The sequence below is a fragment of the Nocardioides sp. zg-1230 genome, from assembly GCF_013155335.1.
Taxonomy (GTDB): domain Bacteria; phylum Actinomycetota; class Actinomycetes; order Propionibacteriales; family Nocardioidaceae; genus Nocardioides.
The window spans coordinates 62,680-80,581 of sequence record NZ_JABJQZ010000009.1 but is presented as its reverse complement, the minus strand read 5'-3'; the positions used below and the strand labels follow the sequence as shown (position 1 = coordinate 80,581).

The 17,902-nt window shown below is 71.4% G+C and carries 17 protein-coding genes and 1 pseudogene; 12 read left to right on the top strand and 6 right to left on the bottom strand.

Annotated features, from left to right (window positions below; all coding sequences use genetic code 11):
- Window positions 1–27 precede the first annotated feature (27 nt).
- Both HOO61_RS23065 and HOO61_RS23060 read left to right on the top strand, forming a co-directional pair.
- Entirely contained in the window at window positions 28–798 is a 771-nt protein-coding gene (locus HOO61_RS23065; protein ID WP_172262219.1) for a 3-hydroxybutyrate dehydrogenase, read from the top strand.
- A gap of 47 nt (window positions 799–845) precedes the next feature.
- A complete protein-coding gene (locus HOO61_RS23060; RefSeq protein WP_172262217.1) occupies window positions 846–2,216 on the top strand; it encodes an MFS transporter in 1,371 nt (456 codons plus the stop codon).
- 56 nt (window positions 2,217–2,272) lie between these two features.
- Here HOO61_RS23060 and HOO61_RS23055 read toward each other — a convergent pair whose 3' ends face one another.
- Window positions 2,273–4,393, bottom strand: a complete 2,121-nt coding sequence (locus tag HOO61_RS23055) for a S8 family serine peptidase (RefSeq protein ID WP_172262215.1) — start codon at window positions 4,391–4,393, stop codon at window positions 2,273–2,275.
- A gap of 199 nt (window positions 4,394–4,592) precedes the next feature.
- Here HOO61_RS23055 and HOO61_RS24380 point away from each other — a divergent pair, with 199 nt between their 5' ends.
- On the top strand, window positions 4,593–4,988 hold the full coding sequence (locus HOO61_RS24380; RefSeq protein ID WP_172262213.1) for a cold-shock protein: 396 nt from the start codon (window positions 4,593–4,595) through the stop codon (window positions 4,986–4,988).
- A 19-nt stretch (window positions 4,989–5,007) separates the two neighbouring features.
- On the opposite strand, the gene HOO61_RS23045 is transcribed toward HOO61_RS24380, so the two are convergent.
- Window positions 5,008–6,444, bottom strand: a complete 1,437-nt coding sequence (locus HOO61_RS23045) for an MFS transporter (RefSeq protein ID WP_172262212.1) — start codon at window positions 6,442–6,444, stop codon at window positions 5,008–5,010.
- A gap of 112 nt (window positions 6,445–6,556) precedes the next feature.
- On the opposite strand from HOO61_RS23045, the gene HOO61_RS23040 reads away from it, so the two are divergent.
- Entirely contained in the window at window positions 6,557–7,348 is a 792-nt protein-coding gene (locus HOO61_RS23040) for a DUF3027 domain-containing protein (protein WP_172262436.1), read from the top strand.
- On the opposite strand, the gene HOO61_RS23035 is transcribed toward HOO61_RS23040, so the two are convergent.
- On the bottom strand, window positions 7,345–7,944 hold the full coding sequence (locus HOO61_RS23035) for a class I SAM-dependent methyltransferase (RefSeq protein ID WP_172262211.1): 600 nt from the start codon (window positions 7,942–7,944) through the stop codon (window positions 7,345–7,347). The two genes, HOO61_RS23040 and HOO61_RS23035, sit on opposite strands and share 4 nt — an antisense overlap.
- Window positions 7,941–8,228, bottom strand: coding sequence for a DUF2530 domain-containing protein (locus HOO61_RS23030; protein WP_367650288.1), 288 nt, complete (start codon window positions 8,226–8,228; stop codon window positions 7,941–7,943). The genes HOO61_RS23035 and HOO61_RS23030 overlap by 4 nt, the downstream gene beginning before the upstream one ends.
- A 69-nt stretch (window positions 8,229–8,297) precedes the next feature.
- Here HOO61_RS23030 and HOO61_RS23025 point away from each other — a divergent pair, with 69 nt between their 5' ends.
- From HOO61_RS23025 to HOO61_RS22990, 8 genes and pseudogenes are all read left to right on the top strand, one after another.
- Window positions 8,298–9,785 (top strand): NCS2 family permease, encoded by a 1,488-nt coding sequence (locus HOO61_RS23025; RefSeq protein WP_172262210.1) that lies wholly within the window; start codon window positions 8,298–8,300, stop codon window positions 9,783–9,785.
- Between the two features lie 199 nt (window positions 9,786–9,984).
- Window positions 9,985–10,428, top strand: a complete 444-nt coding sequence (locus tag HOO61_RS23020) for a MarR family winged helix-turn-helix transcriptional regulator (protein WP_253942733.1) — start codon at window positions 9,985–9,987, stop codon at window positions 10,426–10,428.
- A gap of 56 nt (window positions 10,429–10,484) precedes the next feature.
- A pseudogene (locus tag HOO61_RS23015) lies at window positions 10,485–11,741 on the top strand (MFS transporter); the annotation flags it as partial.
- Window positions 11,742–11,939: 198 nt separating this feature from the next.
- Entirely contained in the window at window positions 11,940–12,311 is a 372-nt protein-coding gene (gene rpsL, locus HOO61_RS23010; protein ID WP_056906817.1) for a 30S ribosomal protein S12, read from the top strand.
- Window positions 12,311–12,781 carry a 30S ribosomal protein S7 gene (gene rpsG, locus HOO61_RS23005; protein WP_135838828.1) on the top strand — a complete coding sequence of 157 codons (471 nt, stop codon included), beginning with the start codon at window positions 12,311–12,313 and terminating at the stop codon, window positions 12,779–12,781. Before rpsL ends, rpsG begins: the two co-directional genes overlap by 1 nt.
- 89 nt (window positions 12,782–12,870) lie before the next feature.
- Entirely contained in the window at window positions 12,871–14,988 is a 2,118-nt protein-coding gene (gene fusA / locus HOO61_RS23000) for an elongation factor G (RefSeq protein WP_172262208.1), read from the top strand.
- A gap of 89 nt (window positions 14,989–15,077) precedes the next feature.
- On the top strand, window positions 15,078–16,271 hold the full coding sequence (tuf, locus tag HOO61_RS22995) for an elongation factor Tu (protein WP_172262207.1): 1,194 nt from the start codon (window positions 15,078–15,080) through the stop codon (window positions 16,269–16,271).
- Window positions 16,272–16,377: 106 nt separating this feature from the next.
- A complete protein-coding gene (locus HOO61_RS22990; RefSeq protein ID WP_172262206.1) occupies window positions 16,378–16,968 on the top strand; it encodes a mismatch-specific DNA-glycosylase in 591 nt (196 codons plus the stop codon).
- Window positions 16,969–16,991: 23 nt separating this feature from the next.
- Here the strand turns inward: HOO61_RS22990 and HOO61_RS22985 are convergent, their stop codons facing one another.
- On the bottom strand, window positions 16,992–17,417 hold the full coding sequence (locus HOO61_RS22985; protein ID WP_172262205.1) for a hypothetical protein: 426 nt from the start codon (window positions 17,415–17,417) through the stop codon (window positions 16,992–16,994).
- Window positions 17,418–17,449: 32 nt separating this feature from the next.
- Window positions 17,450–17,893, bottom strand: coding sequence for a VOC family protein (locus tag HOO61_RS22980; protein WP_172262203.1), 444 nt, complete (start codon window positions 17,891–17,893; stop codon window positions 17,450–17,452).
- Window positions 17,894–17,902: the final 9 nt, after the last annotated feature.

The window sequence follows — 17,902 nt, the reverse complement described above, 5'->3', positions numbered from 1 at the left end:
GTCACTCCGCTCCCTACGGTGAGGCCCATGACCACCGCCACCCCCTCCGCGCCGCCCGCCCTCACCGGACGGCGGGCCCTGGTGACCGGTGCCGCCAGCGGCATCGGCGCGGCAGTCGCCGCCAGGCTCGCCGCGGCCGGCGCCGAGGTCCATCTGCTCGACCGCGACGACGAGGGTGTCGCCAAGGTCGCCGCGCAGGTGCACGGCACGCCCCACGTCGTCGACCTCACCGACGAGGCGGCGATCACCCACCTCGACCTCGACGTCGACATCCTCGTCAACAACGCCGGCATCCAGCACGTCGCCCCGGTCGAGGAGTTCGATCCCGAGCGGTTCCGCACCATCCACGCGCTGATGCTGCACGCGCCGTTCCTGCTCGCGCGCCGCGTCCTGCCGGGCATGTACGCCCGGGGCTGGGGCCGGCTGGTCCACGTCTCCAGCGTGCACGGCCACCGCGCGTCGGCCTACAAGTCGGCCTACGTCAGCGCCAAGCACGGGCTCGAGGGCCTCTCGAAGGTCATCGCGCTCGAGGCGGCCGACAAGGGCGTCACGAGCAACACCGTGTGCCCCGGCTACGTCCGCACACCGCTGGTCGAGGGGCAGCTCGCCGACCAGGCCCGCTCCCACGGCATCGCGGAGGACGAGGTCCTCGACACCGTCCTGCTCGCCCGCACCCCGCTCAAGCGGCTCGTCGAGCCCGAGGAGGTCGCCGACGCGGTGGCCTTCCTGTGCAGCCCGGCCGCGACCTCGATGACCGGGTCCTCGCTCTCCCTCGACGGCGGCTGGACCGCAGCCTGAGCTCCCGCCCGTCTCCGCATCCCTGAGTCCCCCATGAAAGGCACGTGATGAGCACCGAAACCACCAGCGCCGCCGGGCGCGGCGCGCCCGGCACCGAGCCGGAGCGCACCAGCATCGTGAAGGTCGTCTTCGCCTCGCTGATCGGGACCGCCGTCGAGTGGTACGACTTCTTCCTCTACGGCTCCGCCGCTGCCCTGGTCTTCGGCACCCTGTTCTTCCCCGAGAGCGAGCCGGCCACCGCGACGCTGCTCGCCTTCGGCACCTACGCCCTGGGCTTCGTCGCGCGGCCGCTCGGCGGCATCGTCTTCGGGCACTTCGGCGACAAGGTCGGCCGCAAGAAGATGCTGGTCGCCTCGCTCTTCCTGATGGGCATCGCGACCTTCGCCATCGGCCTGCTGCCGACGTACGCCTCCATCGGCGTCGCCGCGCCGCTGCTGCTCCTGACGTGCCGCCTGCTCCAGGGCTTCGCGGTCGGTGGCGAGTGGGGCGGGGCGGTCCTCATGGCCGCCGAGCACGGTGACGACTCCCAGCGCGGCTTCTGGTCCTCCTGGCCGCAGGCCGGCGTGGCGCTCGGCAACCTGTTCGCCACCGGCGTCCTGTGGGTGCTCGCGGCCGTGCAGTCCGACGCGGCCTTCGAGTCCTGGGGCTGGCGCGTGCCGTTCCTGCTGAGCGCCGTGCTGGTCGGCGTCGGTCTGTGGGTGCGCCTGTCGATCGAGGAGTCGCCGGTCTTCGCCGAGGCCAAGGCCGAGCTCGCGACCAAGGAGACCCCGCACCTGCCGCTGGTCGAGGTGTTCCGCAAGTACCCCAAGGAGGTCCTCGTCGCCATGGGCATGCGCATGGCCGAGAACATCTCCTACTACCTGTTCACGATCATCTCGATCTCGTTCCTCACCATCTACGCCGGCACCGCCGACGACAAGTCGCTCATCCTCAAGGCGCTGCTCATCGGCTCCGTGGTGCACTTCGTGACCATCCCGCTGGTCGGTGCGCTCAGCGACCGCGTCGGACGTCGCCCGCTCTACCTCGTCGGCGCCGTCGGTGTCGCTGCGTGGTCATGGGTCTTCTTCGACCTGATCGCGTCCCGGTCCGAGGGCAAGATCATCCTCGCGATCGTCGTCGGCCTGGTCCTGCACGCACTGATGTACGCGCCGCAGGCGGCGTTCTTCTCCGAGCTGTTCGGCACCTCGGTCCGCTACACCGGCGCCTCGGTCGGCTACCAGCTCGCCTCGATCTTCGCCGGCGCCCTCGCCCCGATCATCGCCATCGAGCTGCTCGGCGACGCCAGCGCCGGGGTCAGCAACGTCCCGAAGGTGGCCATCTACATGACCATCGCGTCGGCCATCACGATCATCGCCGTGCTGGTCGCGCAGGAGACCAAGGCCAGCTCGCTGCGCCACGACCGGGTACTGCAGGACTGAGCCCCGTCACGTCCGGCACGGGCCGTCGTCCCTCCGGGGGCGGCGGCCCGTCGTCATCAGCGGGTCAGCGCGACCGGCACGCGGGTGACGCCTCCGCGAGCGCCCAGCCACACGAGCATGCCGTCGTCGAGCCGGCCAGGAGCAGCGGGGCCGGACACCGTGACGGTGAAGTCGGCCGACTCGCCGGGCGCGAGGCGTACGGCCAGCGGCTGCACGCGCACGCGGTGGGAGGTGAAGCCGCGAGCGGTGACGGAGAAGTACTCGGGGCGGGTGCCGACGTTGGTCACCGTGCGCACCGCGCGGCGCTGCTGCGCCGGCATCAGGAGCGAGCTCGTGTTGAGGCGCGCGAGACGGTGGCGGCGTACGGCACGGCGCCACTGCTCGGGGGCCACGTCGAGGGCCAGGTGGGCGGTCGGGGCCTGGTTGGGGAGTGCGCCGGCCCCCTGCTCCAGGACCGACGAACCGACGACGGGTCGCGCCGACGTCACCAGGAGCGACCGGACCACCGAGGCCGACCACTCGGGGTGCTGGCCGAGGGTCAGCGCTGCCAGCCCGCTGGCATGGGCGGTGGCTGCCGAGCTGCCGCTGAAGACGCCCCACGAGCGGCCGGTGGAGTCCGGCAGGGCACCCAGCACGGCGTCCCCGTCGGCCACCGCGTCGGGCTTGACCGTGATCCCGCGCGGGTCGCCCGCGGCGCTCCACCGGGCCGTACGACGGGTGCCGGGGTCGCCGGCGACCCGCGACACCGTGACCCGGGTGTCGGGGTGACGCGACACCCAGCGGCTGAACGACCGCCCGGCGGACGCCGACAGGTGGACGGTGGGCACGGAGTGGAGGTCCGCGGTGACGGAGCCGGGACGACGGTTGACCAGGACCATGGCTCGACCGCCCGCCTGCGCGACGGCCTCGGACTTGTCGATGCGCCCGATCGCCCCGCGCTGGCAGACCACCACCCGGTCCGCGACCAGGCGCGAGTCGAGGGCCCCGAGCCGGCACTGCGCGGCGGCCCGCCGCGACGCACCCGGCGCCGCTGCGTCCTGCGCCAGCACGGTGCGGCCCCTCACCTCCGACGGGCGCCCGCCGCCGGCCCACGACCGGCCTCCGGGAAGGGTGAGGCGTGCTCGTGACATGCGGCCCACGGCAGCGCCGACGGTCGCGACCCACGGCCCGGCGTGGGCGGCGTAGGCCGACCTGCCTGCGTTGCCGGAGGCGCCGATGACGACCACGTCGGCCTCGGCCGCGCCGAGGAGCGCCATCTGGAGGGTGTCGATGCGCTCTCCACCCGAGAGCGCGAGGCTCAGGACGTCGACGCCGTCGGCGACCGCGGCGTCGACCGCCGAGACGACGTCAGCGGTCGAGCAGCCGTCGTCCGCGGGGTCGGGAGCCCCCCAGCAGGCCTTGTAGGCGGCGATCCGGGCCTGCGGGGCCACACCGCCGAAGAAGCCGGCGTCGCGGTCGTCGACCCGCACGCTGACCCCGGCGTTGCCGGCCGCGACCGAGGAGACCTGCGTGCCGTGGCCGAGGGCGTCGCGGGGCGACAACGACTCCGACGACCGCACCCGCTCGGCGCCGAAGCCGTCGACGTACCAGCGGGCGCCGACGATCTTGCGGGTGCAGTCGTCGGCGGTCCAGCCGTCGCCCTCCACGCACGCACCGGCGAAGGCCTCCGGATCGGCGCCGAGGCCGGGGACCTCGGCGAAGGCGGGCGACTCCGGCGCGATGCCCGAGTCGACGACGCCGACCACGACTCCGGCCCCGCCCCGCAGGCGGGGGCTGGCAGAGGCACCGCGGACGGCTGCGAGCGAGGTGCGACCGGCCAGCGGACGGATCGTGTCGGCCTCGACCGAGGCGACGTCGGCCTGGTCGTCGAGGGCGGTCAGCTGCTCCTCGGTCAGCCGGGTGGCGAAGCCGTTGAGCGCGGTGGTCCAGCGGTAGACGGGCTCGCCCGCACCGATGGCGGTCAGCACGGCGTCCTGCTCCGCCAGCAGCTCGGGCGCCTCGGCGCGCCCGGCGGACGTACCGGCGCCGGTGAGGGTCACGAGGACGAGCTCGCCCGGTGCAGGCGCAGGGACGTCGTCGGCGGTCGCGGTGCCGGGCGCCACGGCAGTCACGGACAGTCCCAGGGCGAGCGCGAGCGCGCAGTGGCCGAGGAACCGTCTCGTCCGTCGTGTGCGCACGCGTGTCTCCCGCCTCGTCGTCCGTGTCGCCCTCCGCCCCCGCGGTGGGACCCCCGAGCCTCCCATGGTCCCAGCAGGGGCGTCACCAAATCAAAGCCCCCCGGGTGACAACCCGTTGGTCCGTCCCTGCGGCGGCCCCCTATCCTGTGCCCGCCGCGTGGTTCCACGCGGCGCCGAGCGCAGAGCTGAGGGGTGGACCGTGCCGAGTGGCAAGGTGAAGTGGTACGACGCGGAGAAGGGTTTCGGCTTCCTGTCGCAGGAGGACGGTCCGGACGTCTACGTGCACGCCGACGCGCTGCCCGAGGGCACGACCACGCTCAAGGCCGGCACCAAGGTCGAGTTCGGCATCGCCCAGGGCCGCCGCGGCGACCAGGCGCTGCAGGTGCGCATCGTCGACGCTCCGGCCTCCGTCGCACGCAACCAGCGCAACGCCCAGCGCAAGCAGCCCGAGGCGATGGTGACGATCGTCGAGGACCTCATCAAGATGCTCGAGGGCGTCGAGGAGACCTACCGCCGGGGCCGGCACCCCGAGCGCGCGGCCGCGCGCGGCACGGCGAAGGTGCTCCGCGCCCTCGCCGACGAGCTCGACGCCTGAGGCGACACGTCGTACGTCGTCAGGTGCGGGCCGGTCGCGACACCCGGCCCGAGCGGCTGAGCAGCACGAAGGACGCCCACAGCCCCAGGACCCCGGCCGCGATCCCGAGGCCGAGCTGCGGCATCAGCGGCATCGCGATGCCCACGAAGCCGCCGATGACCCACGCCAGCTGCAGGGTCGTGTCGGAGCGGGCGAACGCGCTGGCCTGGATGCGGCTGGGGATGTCGCGCTGGATCGTCGAGTCGAGCGACAGCTTGGCGAGCGCCTGCGCGAGACCCGCCGTCAGGCCGAGCAGCACGAGCGTGACCAGCCCGTAGAACACCGCCGCCAGGGTCGCGACGACGACGTCGGCCAGCAGGGCGAGCACCACCGTCACGGCCGGGTTGAGGCGTCTCATCAGCGACCCGATGGTGATGCCGAGGGTGTTGCCGAGGCCGGCCGCGCCGATCACGAGCCCGAGCAGCACCTCGGGCCGCCATTCGCCGATCGGGTTGTCGCGCAGCAGGAACGCCATGAACATCGTCAGGAAGCCGGAGAACCACCGCGGTCCGCAGTTGGCGCGCAGCGCGAACGCCACGGCCGCGGGGATGCGGGTGCGCGGGCGACGACCGGTGCGCCCCGCCTCGGTCGGACCCGTCAGCACCAGCTCGCCCTCGCCCTGGCTGGCGTCGACCTTCTCCGGCAGCCGGATGGCCCAGATGGTGGCGAGCACGAAGACGAGGAAGCCGTAGCGCAGCGACCACTCCGGACCGAAGGTGGAGGCGAGGATCGCCAGCGGGGCGGACAGCCCGGCGCCCACGATGCCCGCGAGGGAGACGCGGGCGTTGGCCTTGACCAGCGTCAGGTCGGGCGGCAGCAGCCGCGGCACCGCGGCGGCGCGTGCGACGCCGTACGCCTTCGACGCGACGAGGCACCCGAGCGCGGCGGGGAACAGCCAGTCGGACTCGGTGACCACAGCCGTCGCCAGCACCCAGCAGAGGAAGCAGCGGATCGCCATCGTCGCGCCGACCGCCCACCGCCGGCCGTGGCTGAAGCGGTCGAGGAACGGCCCGATGAGCGGCGCCACGATCGCGAACGGCAGCATCGTCAGGCCCAGGAACAGGGCGACCTGGCCGCGTGCCTCGCCGGTCGGGACCTGGAAGAACAAGGTGCCGGCGAGCGAGATCGCGACCGCGGCGTCGCCGGCGGCGTTGAAGGCGTGCAGCTCGATCAGGCGGGAGAGCCCGGAGTCGCCTGCTCCCTCCGCGCGGGTGGCCCGCCGCGCCTGGGTGACCGCGAACTGCCCGGCGGTCCCTGCGCCACGACCGGCGGCCCGGGCTCCCCGCGCCGCCCCGGCGAGCGAGCGTCGTACGGCGCCCGAGGGAGGCGTGGGGGCACTCGCGCGGGGTGCGTCGGTGGCCGTCTCGGACCGCCCCGACTGCGGCCCCGCGGCGGGATCGGGACGGTCGGAGGTCACGGGACCATCTTGGCCTACCGCCCCGACGCCGGCGCCCGACACCCGCAGGTCGGGTCCGCCCGGGTCCCCCGACGGGACAGGACCACCGGCTGTTTGCCATGATGCGCTGGTGATCGCTCTCCCCACGCGTGCCGGCAAGCCCGACTCGGTCCTCGCCAAGGCCGTCGAGCTGGCGCGCAGCGTCGTCCTCGAGGTCGCGGAGCCGACCGACCTCGGCGACCACCTCGGCGCGCGTGCCGAGGGGGAGCGGGTCGTCACCCACCACTTCGCCTGCACCCGCCCGGGCTACCCCGGCTGGTACTGGTCGGTCACGATGACCCGCGCCAAGCGCGGCAAGGACCTCACCGTCAACGAGGTGGTCCTGCTGCCCGGCGACGAGGCGATCGTGGCCCCCGACTGGGTGCCCTACAAGGAGCGGCTCCAGCCCGGCGACCTCTCGCCCGGCGACCTGCTGCCCGTCGAGGACGAGGACGTGCGCCTGGTCCCGACCTACCTCGTCGGCGACGACCCGCTCGACACGCCCCTCGACGCCGACGCCCGTGCCCAGGTGCGCCGGGTCGCCGAGGACCTCGGCCTGGGCCGCGTCCGGACCCTGAGCCGCGAGGGCATCGACATGGCCGCGGAGCGCTGGTACGCCGGCCCCGGCGGACCCGACTCGCCCCTGGCCAAGAGCGCTCCTGACACCTGCTGGTCGTGCGGCTTCCTGGTGCGGCTCAACGGCTCGCTGTCCGAGCGCTTCGGTGTCTGCGCCAACGGCAACGCCAACGACGACGGCCGCGTCGTCACCTTCGACCACGGGTGCGGTGCGCACTCCGAGGTCAAGCTCGCGCGCAAGCAGCAGCCCCTCCCGCTCCCGGACCACGTGCACGACACCCTGGTCGAGGACGAGCTCGAGACCTTCTAGGTCCTCGCCAGCACCCACACGGCGTAGTCGTCGACCGGCTCGTGCAGCTCGTAGCTGCCGAACCGGTGGACCACCCGCAGCCCGGCCGACTCCACGTCGGCGACGAACTCGCCGGCGGGGTAGGTGCGGCTGCCGGCCTTGACCGCCTGCAGGTGGAAGCCGACCAGTGCGCGCCCGTTCGGAGCGAGCAGGTCGCGCACCCGCGCCAGCACCGACCGCTCGGTGCCCTCGGCGAGGAAGACCATCACGTTGCCGACGAGCACTGCGAGGTCGAACGTGCCGACCTCGGCGGGGTCGAGGGCCAGCGCGTCGTGGGGGAGGACCTCGAGGTCGACGTACGTCGCTCGCGACTGGGCCCGTAGCGCCGGGTCGGGCTCGGTGGCGACGACCTCGTGGCCCCGCTCCGCCAGCGCCGCAGCGATACGGCCCATCCCCGACCCGATGTCGACGACCCGGGCACCGCGGGGGACCAGGGCGTCGGCCAGCCGGGCCTCGCCGGCGACGTCCGCGCCCTGCTCGACGAGGTCCGCGAAGTGGAGGCCGTAGCCGCGGTTGTCCTCGCCGGCGAGCTCCCAGCGCGTCTTTGCGGTGGTCACTGGACGGCCTGCTGCGCGGCCCGCTCCTTGCGCCGGCGACGGCAGTACTCCAGGCCGCACAGGCCCAGGCCGAAGCCGGCGAGGCAGGTCCACAGCCACCACGTGCGGCCGCTGTCCTCGAGGGCGCCCCAGAACGGCAGCAGGCCCAGGAAGCCCAGGAGCCACAGCGCGGTGCCGACCTCGGTGGTGCGTACGCCGTCGACGTCGAGCGGCTCGACCTGCGCCACGATGTAGGTGCGGCGCCCGATCTCGTGCTTCGTCGGCTGCTCGTCACCCAGGTCCACGCGCTCACGCTACACGCGGGCGAACGCACGAAAGACGGGCGTGACGCAGTCGTGCCACACTGCGGTCCTGTGAGCGACCAGACGCAGACACAGCGACAGCGACCGCAGGGCTCCGGCCTCGACGGCTACTTCCGGATCAGCCAGCGCGGCTCGACCGTCGGCCGCGAGGTCCGCGGCGGCGTCGTCACCTTCTTGACGATGGCCTACATCATCGTGCTCAACCCGCTCATCCTCGGCTTCGTGCCCGACTCGACGGGCGCCTTCCTCGGGGGTGGCGCCGAGCCGGGCAGCGGCATCCCGGCCATCGCCGCAGGCACGGCGCTGGTCGCCGGCGTGCTGACGATCGCCATGGGCGGGTTCGCCAACTTCCCGCTCGCGCTGGCCACCGGCCTGGGGCTCAACGCGTTCGTCGCCAACACCATCGCCCGGCAGTCCACGTGGGGCGCGGCGATGGGACTCGTCGTCCTCGAGGGCATCGTCATCCTGGTGCTGGTGCTCACCGGCTTCCGCAAGGCTGTCTTCCACGCCGTGCCCCAGCAGCTGAAGGTCGCCATCTCGGTCGGCATCGGCCTGTTCATCGCCCTCATCGGCTTCGTCGACGCCCGCGTCGTGACCCGCATCCCGGACGCCTTCCAGACCACGGTGCCGGTCCAGCTCGGCGCGGACGGCCACCTCGGTGGGTGGCCGGTCCTGGTGTTCTGCCTCGGCCTGGCGCTCATGGTCGCGCTCTGGGTGCGCAAGGTGCGGGGCGCGATCCTCATCTCGATCCTCGTGACCACCGTGGTCGCCGTCGTGGTCGAGGCCGTCGGCAACCTCGGCGCGGCCTCGGCCGACAACCCCAAGGGCTGGTCGCTCAGCGTGCCGACCCTCAGCGGTGACGTCGTCGGCCTGCCGTCCTTCGACACGCTGGGCGAGGTCGACCTCTTCGGTGCCTTCGGCAGCGCCGGCACCGGTGTGCTGGCCGCGCTGCTCCTCGTCTTCTCCCTGCTGCTGGCCGACTTCTTCGACACGATGGGCACCATGACGGCCATCGGCGCCGAGGCCGGCCTCAACGACGAGGAGGGCACCCCGCCGGGTGCCCAGCGCATCCTGGTCGTCGACTCGGTCGCCGCGATCGCGGGCGGCGCCGCCGGCGTCTCGTCCAACACGTCGTACATCGAGAGCGCCTCGGGCGTCGGGGAGGGTGCCCGCACCGGCCTGGCCTCCGTCGTCACCGGCGCGCTGTTCCTGCTCGCCACCTTCTTCACGCCTCTCGTCGCGGCGATCCCCTCGGAGGCTGCCGTCCCGGCGCTGGTGCTCGTGGGCTTCCTGATGATGCAGCAGGTCACCGAGATCGACTGGCGCGACCTCGAGGTGGCCATCCCGGCCTTCCTCACCGTCGTCCTCATGCCGTTCACCTACTCGATCTCGGTCGGCATCGGCGCCGGCTTCGTGGCGTACGTCTTCATCAAGGTCGTCGTGGGCAAGACCCGCGAGGTCCACCCGCTCATGTGGGTCGTGGCCGCCCTGTTCGTCGTCTACTTCGCCTACACGCCCATCAGCGGCTGGCTCTCCTGACCGCCCCTTCAGATCAGGGAACACCTGACAAGTTCAGCGATCGCCCACCCAGTTCAGCGATCCCCGGCCAGCCGGCCGCTCCGTAACCTGTCGGCCCGTGCACGGCCTGACAAGTTCAGCGATCCCCGGCCAGCCGGGGATCGCTGAACGGCTGTGCACGGCGGAATAGTTAGCAGAAGTAATGAGTTACGCTAACGACATGCCGACCGCCGACCTCCGCACCGACGCCGGGCTCGCCTCCGAGCTCCGGGCCGGTGTCATGCGCCTGCGCCGCCGCCTCGTCTCCGAGCGCCACCCCGACAACGACCTGAGCATCCCGCAGATGGTGGTGCTGGGCCTGCTCGTGCGGATGGGCGACCAGACGGTCGGCGACCTGGCCCGCGCCGAGCGCGTCCAGCCGCCGTCGATGACCCGCACGGTCAACTGCCTCGAGTCCGACGGCTACGTCGAGCGGCGCCCCCACGAGACCGACGGGCGCCAGGTCGTCGTCTCGCTCACCGACGCCGGCCGCGCGGCCGTGCTGGCCGACCGCCAGCGCCGCGACGCCTGGCTCTCCAGGCGCCTCGCCGAGCTCACGCCGGCCGAGCGCGCCACCCTCCGCGACGCGGCCCCCATCCTGGCCCGGCTCGCCGTCGCCGACTGACCACCTGACCGATGACCGACTGAGGAGTCACCACGAGTCCCACGTTCCGCTCCCTCTCCAACCCGAACTACCGCCGCTACGCAGCCGGCGGCGTCGTGTCCAACACCGGCACCTGGATGCAGCGCGTCGCCCAGGACTGGCTGGTGCTCGAGCTCGCCGTCGGGTCCGGCGCCACCGCGCTCGGCATCACGACCGGGCTCCAGTTCCTGCCGTTCCTGCTGCTGACGCCGTTCGCCGGCCTGGTCGCCGACCGCGTGCCCAAGCAGCGCCTGCTGCAGCTCACCAACCTGGGCATGGCGCTGCCCGCCGCCGTCCTCGGCGTCCTCGCCGTCACCGGCGTCGCCGAGGTGTGGCACGTCTACGTCCTGGCCTTCCTCCTCGGTTCCGCCTCGGCGTTCGACGCACCCGCCCGCCAGTCCTTCGTCTCCGAGCTCGTCGAGCCCGGTGATCTCACCAACGCAGTCGGCCTCAACTCCGCCAGCTTCAATGCCGCCCGCCTCGTCGGCCCCGGCCTGGCCGGCGTCCTCATCGCCGCCTTCGGCGGGGGAGCGGTGGCGACTGGGTGGGTCATCCTCCTCAACGCGGTGTCGTACGCCGCCCCGATCTGGTCGCTGCGCCACCTCGACGCCAGCCGCATCGACGCAGCGGCGCCCGCCGACCGCGGACCCGGCGCGATCCGCGAGGGCGTGGCCTACGTGCGGGCGCGCCCCGACCTGCTGCTCGTCCTCGGCCTGGTGTTCTTCGCCGGCACCTTCGGCCTCAACTTCCAGATCACCTCGGCGCTCATGGCGACGGAGGTGTTCGGCAAGGGGCCCGAGGAGTTCGGCCTCCTCGGCACCTTCCTCGCCGTCGGGTCGCTGACGGGCGCGCTGCTCGCCGCCCGCCGCACCCAGGTGCGCCACCGCCTCGTGGTGGGGGCCGCCCTGGCCTTCGGCGCCTCGGTGATGCTGGCCGGGTTGATGCCCTCCTACCTGACCTTCGCGCTGCTCGCGCCGGTCACGGGCCTCACCGCGCTGACGTTCATCACCAGCGCCAACACCTACATGCAGCTCCACACCGACGCCGGCGTCCGCGGGCGGGTGATGGCCCTCTACCTGATGATCTTCATGGGCGGCACGCCCGTCGGTGCTCCCATCATCGGCTGGATCGGCCAGGAGTACGGCGCACGCTGGACGCTGCTGGGCGGTGGGCTGCTCACGATCGCCGGGGTGGTGCTCTCGGCGGCCCTCTACCTCCGGCTCGATCGCAGGCGGCGCGAGGGGCAGCGGCCGGTCGTAGAACCGGGCGTCCGGGCGGCGCCAGCGGCATTTTGACCCTGCCGTGGCGCCCGAGTAGCCTCAATCCTCGTGTCTGGCACGTCCAGACCCATGCCCATGCACGGAATTCGCGGCGTTCGAGGCCGCGCCCCGGCTGGCCACGGTATTCGCAACAGGCACATGCAACAACGCACGACACCCGAGTCCGGCACCGCGCCGGACCGTGATGAGCAGACAGAGAGAGGGAACCACCCGGTGCCCACCATCAACCAGCTGGTCCGCAAGGGCCGCCAGGACAAGGTGTCCAAGAACAAGACGCCTGCCCTGAAGGGATCCCCGCAGCGCCGAGGCGTCTGCACCCGCGTCTACACGACCACCCCGAAGAAGCCGAACTCCGCCCTCCGCAAGGTCGCCCGCGTGCGCCTGAGCAGCGGCGTCGAGGTCACCGCCTACATCCCGGGTGTCGGTCACAACCTGCAGGAGCACTCGATCGTGCTCGTCCGCGGCGGCCGTGTGAAGGACCTTCCCGGCGTCCGCTACAAGATCATCCGCGGCTCGCTCGACACCCAGGGTGTCAAGAACCGCAAGCAGGCCCGCAGCCGCTACGGCGCGAAGAAGGAGAAGTAATGCCTCGCAAGGGTCCCGCTCCCAAGCGCCCCCTCGTCGTCGACCCGGTCTACGGCTCCCAGCTGGTCACCCAGCTCGTGAGCAAGGTCCTGCAGGACGGCAAGAAGGCTGTGGCGCAGCGCATCGTCTACACCGCCCTCGAGGGCTGCCGCGAGAAGACCGGCACCGACCCGGTCGTCACGCTCAAGCGCGCGATGGACAACGTCAAGCCGGCCATCGAGGTCAAGTCCCGCCGCGTCGGCGGCGCGACCTACCAGGTCCCCGTCGAGGTCAAGGCCAACCGCTCCACCACGCTGGCCCTGCGCTGGCTCGTGGGCTACGCCGCCGACCGCCGCGAGAAGACCATGGCCGAGCGTCTGATGAACGAGATCCTCGACGCGAGCAACGGCCTCGGTGCCGCTGTGAAGAAGCGCGAGGACACCCACAAGATGGCCGAGTCCAACAAGGCCTTCGCCCACTACCGCTGGTGACGGCGAGGGGCCGTACGACCCGCACCGCGCGTCGTACGGCCCCTCACCCCACGAGCTCCCACCAACTTCCGAGGGACTGAGACACAACAGTGGCTGTCGACATCACCACCGACCTCAACAAGGTCCGCAACATCGGCATCATGGCGCACATCGACGCCGGCAAGACCACCACCACCGAGCGCATCCTCTTCTACACCGGCATCACCTACAAGATCGGTGAGGTCCACGAGGGTGGCGCCACGATGGACTGGATGGAGCAGGAGCAGGAGCGCGGCATCACCATCACGTCGGCCGCGACGACCTGCTGGTGGAAGAACCACCAGATCAACATCATCGACACCCCCGGCCACGTGGACTTCACCGCTGAGGTCGAGCGCTCGCTGCGCGTCCTCGACGGCGCCGTGGCGGTCTTCGACGGTGTTGCCGGTGTCGAGCCGCAGACCATGACGGTGTGGCGCCAGGCCAACAAGTACTCCGTCCCCCGCATGTGCTTCGTCAACAAGCTCGACCGCACCGGCGCGGACTTCTTCCGCTGCGTCGACATGATGGTCGAGCGCCTCAACTCCACCCCGCTCGTGCTCCAGCTGCCGATCGGCGCGGAGTCCGACTTCCTCGGTGTCGTCGACCTGGTCGGCATGCGTGCCCTCACCTGGCGCGGCGAGACCAAGATGGGTGAGGACTACGACGTCGAGGAGATCCCGGCCGACCTCGCCGAGCAGGCCGCGGAGTACCGCGAGAAGTTCATCGAGACGCTCGCCGAGGCCGACGACGAGATCATGGAGAAGTACCTCGAGGAGGGTGACGAGAACTTCACCGTCGAGGAGCTCGAGGCCGCGATCCGTCGCGCCACGCTGGCCGACAAGGTCAACCCGGTCCTCTGCGGCACCGCGTTCAAGAACAAGGGCGTCCAGCCCCTGCTCGACGCGGTCGTCAAGTACCTTCCCTCGCCGCTCGACATCGACGCCATCGTCGGTCACTCGCCGCGCGACGAGGAGGAGGCCATCTCCCGCAAGCCGTCCGACGACGAGCCGTTCTCCGGCCTCGCCTACAAGATCGCCTCCGACCCGCACCTCGGCAAGCTGATCTACGTCCGCGTCTACTCGGGCAAGCTCGAGGCGGGCTCGACCGTGGTCAACTCGGTCAACGGCCGCAAGGAGCGGATCGGCAAGGTCTACCAGATGCACGCCAACAAGCGTGAGGAGATCGCGTCGGTCGGCGCCGGCCAGATCGTGGCCGTGATGGGCCTCAAGGACACCAAGACCGGTCACACGCTGTGCGACCCCAACAACCAGGTCGTCCTCGAGTCGATGACGTTCCCGGCCCCGGTGATCGAGGTCGCGATCGAGCCCAAGACCAAGGGTGACCAGGAGAAGCTGGGCACCGCGATCCAGCGCCTCTCCGACGAGGACCCGACCTTCACGGTCAAGGCCGACGAGGAGACGGGCCAGACGATCATCGCCGGCATGGGCGAGCTCCACCTCGAGATCCTCGTCGACCGCATGAAGCGCGAGTTCCGCGTCGAGGCGACGGTCGGCAAGCCGCAGGTCGCCTACCGCGAGACCATCCGCAACACGGTCGAGAAGCACTCCTACACCCACAAGAAGCAGACGGGTGGCTCCGGCCAGTTCGCCAAGGTCGTCGTCAACCTCGGGCCCAACATCGACCCCGAGACCGGCGCCGGCGCGGGCTACGAGTTCGTCAACAACGTCACCGGTGGTCGCGTGCCGAAGGAGTACATCCCCTCGGTCGACCAGGGTGGCCAGGAGGCCATGGAGTTCGGCGTGCTCGCCGGCTACCCCATGGTCGACGTGAAGTTCTCGCTCGAGGACGGCGCCTACCACGACGTCGACTCGTCCGAGCTCGCGTTCAAGATCGCCGGCAACCAGGCCTTCAAGGAGGCCGCACGCAAGGCCAAGCCGGTGCTGCTCGAGCCGATGTTCGCCGTCGAGGTGACCACCCCCGAGAGCTTCCTCGGCACGGTCATCGGCGACATCAACTCGCGCCGCGGCCAGATCCAGGCGCAGGAGGAGCGTCATGGCGACATGGTCGTCAACGCCCTCGTGCCGCTGTCCGAGATGTTCGGGTACGTTGGCGACCTGAGGTCCAAGACCTCTGGTCAGGCGTCGTACTCGATGGAGTTCGACTCGTACGCCGAGGTTCCCACGAACATCGCCGACGAGATCATCAAGAAGGTCCGCGGCGAGTAATCGCGCCCCGGATCCTCGGCACCAGCACCACCCACACCCACGAGTCACCAACTCTCACACGCAGAGAACAACAATCAGGAGGAGCCCCAGTGGCTAAGGCGAAGTTCGAGCGGACCAAGCCGCACGTCAACATCGGCACCATCGGTCACATCGACCACGGCAAGACGACGCTGACCGCGGCGATCACCAAGGTGCTGCACGACAAGCACCCGGACCTCAACGAGGCTTCGGCGTTCGACCAGATCGACAAGGCTCCCGAGGAGCGCCAGCGCGGCATCACGATCTCGATCGCGCACGTCGAGTACCAGACCGAGACGCGCCACTACGCGCACGTCGACTGCCCCGGTCACGCTGACTACATCAAGAACATGATCACCGGCGCGGCGCAGATGGACGGCGCGATCCTCGTGGTCGCCGCCACCGACGGCCCGATGCCGCAGACCCGCGAGCACGTGCTGCTCGCGCGCCAGGTCGGCGTGCCCGCCCTGGTCGTGGCGCTCAACAAGTGCGACATGGTCGACGACGAGGAGCTCATCGAGCTCGTCGAGATGGAGGTGCGCGAGCTCCTCTCCGAGTACGAGTTCCCGGGCGACGACATCCCCGTCGTGCGCGTGGCGGCCTTCCCGGCCCTCAACGGTGACGCCAAGTGGGGCGACTCGATCGCCGAGCTCATGCAGGCCGTGGACGACTACATCCCGACCCCGGAGCGCGAGACCGACAAGCCCTTCCTCATGCCCGTCGAGGACGTCTTCACGATCACCGGTCGTGGCACCGTCATCACCGGTCGCATCGAGCGCGGCATCGTCAAGGTCAACGAGGAGGTCGAGATCATCGGCATCCGCGAGGGCTCGCAGAAGAGCACCGTCACCGGTGTCGAGATGTTCCGCAAGCTCCTCGACGAGGGCCAGGCGGGCGAGAACGTCGGTCTGCTCCTCCGTGGCACCAAGCGCGAGGACGTCGAGCGCGGCATGGTCGTGATCAAGCCGGGCACGACCACCCCGCACACCAACTTCGACGCCTCGGTCTACATCCTGTCGAAGGACGAGGGCGGCCGTCACACGCCGTTCTTCAACAACTACCGTCCGCAGTTCTACTTCCGGACCACGGACGTGACGGGCGTCGTGACGCTGCCCGAGGGCACCGAGATGGTCATGCCGGGTGACAACACCGAGATGTCGGTCGAGCTCATCCAGCCCATCGCGATGGACGAGGGCCTGCGCTTCGCCATCCGCGAGGGTGGCCGCACGGTCGGCGCCGGCCGCGTCGTCAAGATCACCAAGTGATCACCGCCGGTCACTGACCGGCACCTGCACCATCCGAGACCCCGTCTCCCGCGAGGGAGGCGGGGTCTCGTGCGTCGGTGGTGGGCCGCCCCGGCAGGATGGGGGCATGGGGTTCACCAGGGCGGAGCTGGAGTCGTTCCGTGACGTCGAGGTCCCGGACCTCCTGCCGTCCGTCGACCAGCCGCTGCGGCTCCTGTTCGTAGGGATCAACCCGGGCCTGTGGACCGCAGCCACCCAGAGCCACTTCGCCCGGCCGGGCAACCGTTTCTACCCCGCGCTGCTGCGCGCCGGGATCGTGCCGAGGCCGATCGACCCGTCGAGGGGCATGACCGACGAGGACCGCGAGGAGCTGCGCCGACGCGGGATCGGCATCACCAACGTGGTGCCGCGGGCGACGGCTCGGGCCGACGAGCTCACGACCGAGGAGCTGCGCGCGGGCGGCGAACGCCTCCGCTCGCTCGTGGCCGAGCGCAGCCCGTCCGTCGTGGCCGTCGCCGGTGTCACCGCCTACCGGACGGCGTTCGGCCAGCGCGGTGCGAAGGTCGGGGAGCAGCCAGGACGCTGGGGCAGCTCGCGCGTGTTCGTGGTGCCCAACCCCTCCGGCCTCAACGCGCACGACACGGTCGACACCCTTGCTGTGGCGTACGCCGAGGCGGCGCGGGCCGCCGGGGTGCTCGAGGCACCGTCCCGGCCCTGACCCGGTCCCGGGCCTGGCGCCCGTCAGGCGGCCCAGGGTGGCGGGAGCAGGCCGTGCTGGACGAGCAGCCACTCGACGCGTTCACGCTCGTGGTCGAGCTCCTCCCCGGGCGGCAGGACCGCCAGCAGGTGCGGACAGCCCGCCATCTCGGCGGCCTCGCCGAGCACCCGGTCGTAGGCCAGGCGGCAGCCCTCGTACTTCGCGAAGCGCATCCCGCCCGTGTGGAACCGGGCGTGGAGCCGTCGCAGGTCGGCGCCCACCTGCTCGACCGGGCGGCCGAGCGGGACCACGTCGGCCCCGTGGCTGCGACGCCGGGCGCGTCGGGCGAGCCGTGCGACGGCTCGGGCGCTGCGCCACTCGTGGAGGTCGCCGCGCAGGGCGGCGCAGGCCACCCGCATCACCGCGAGGGCCAGCAGCAGCAACCCGAGGGTCGCGAGACCGCTCCTCATGACTCCACGGTACGCCGGGTGCGCGCCGGGCGTCAGCCCATGTCGACGCCCTCGAAGTCCTCCGGGACGTAGTCGCGCTTCTCGACCAGGACCATCCAGTTGCCGGAGTTGTCCCGCATCAGGGCCTCGACGCCGTACGGCCGCTCCTCCGGCTCCTGGAGGAACTCCACGCCCTTGGCCTTCAGCTCCTCGTAGGTCGCTCGGCAGTCGTCGACGTTCATCCCGACGCCGGGCAGCCCGCCCTCGTCCTGGGCCCGTGCCATCGCCTCGATGAGGTAGTCGGGGAGGGGGCCGCTCGGGGTGGTCAGGTGGAGGTGGATCTCGGGCTGCTTCGGGTGGAAGACCGTGCACCAGCGGAAGTCGGGCCCGAGCTGCAGGTCATCGCCGACCTCGAAGCCGAGCACGTCGGTGTAGAAGGCGAGGGACTCGTCGATGTCCTTCACCCAGACGGACAGGAGGGAGATGTTGGTGATCATGCGACGAGC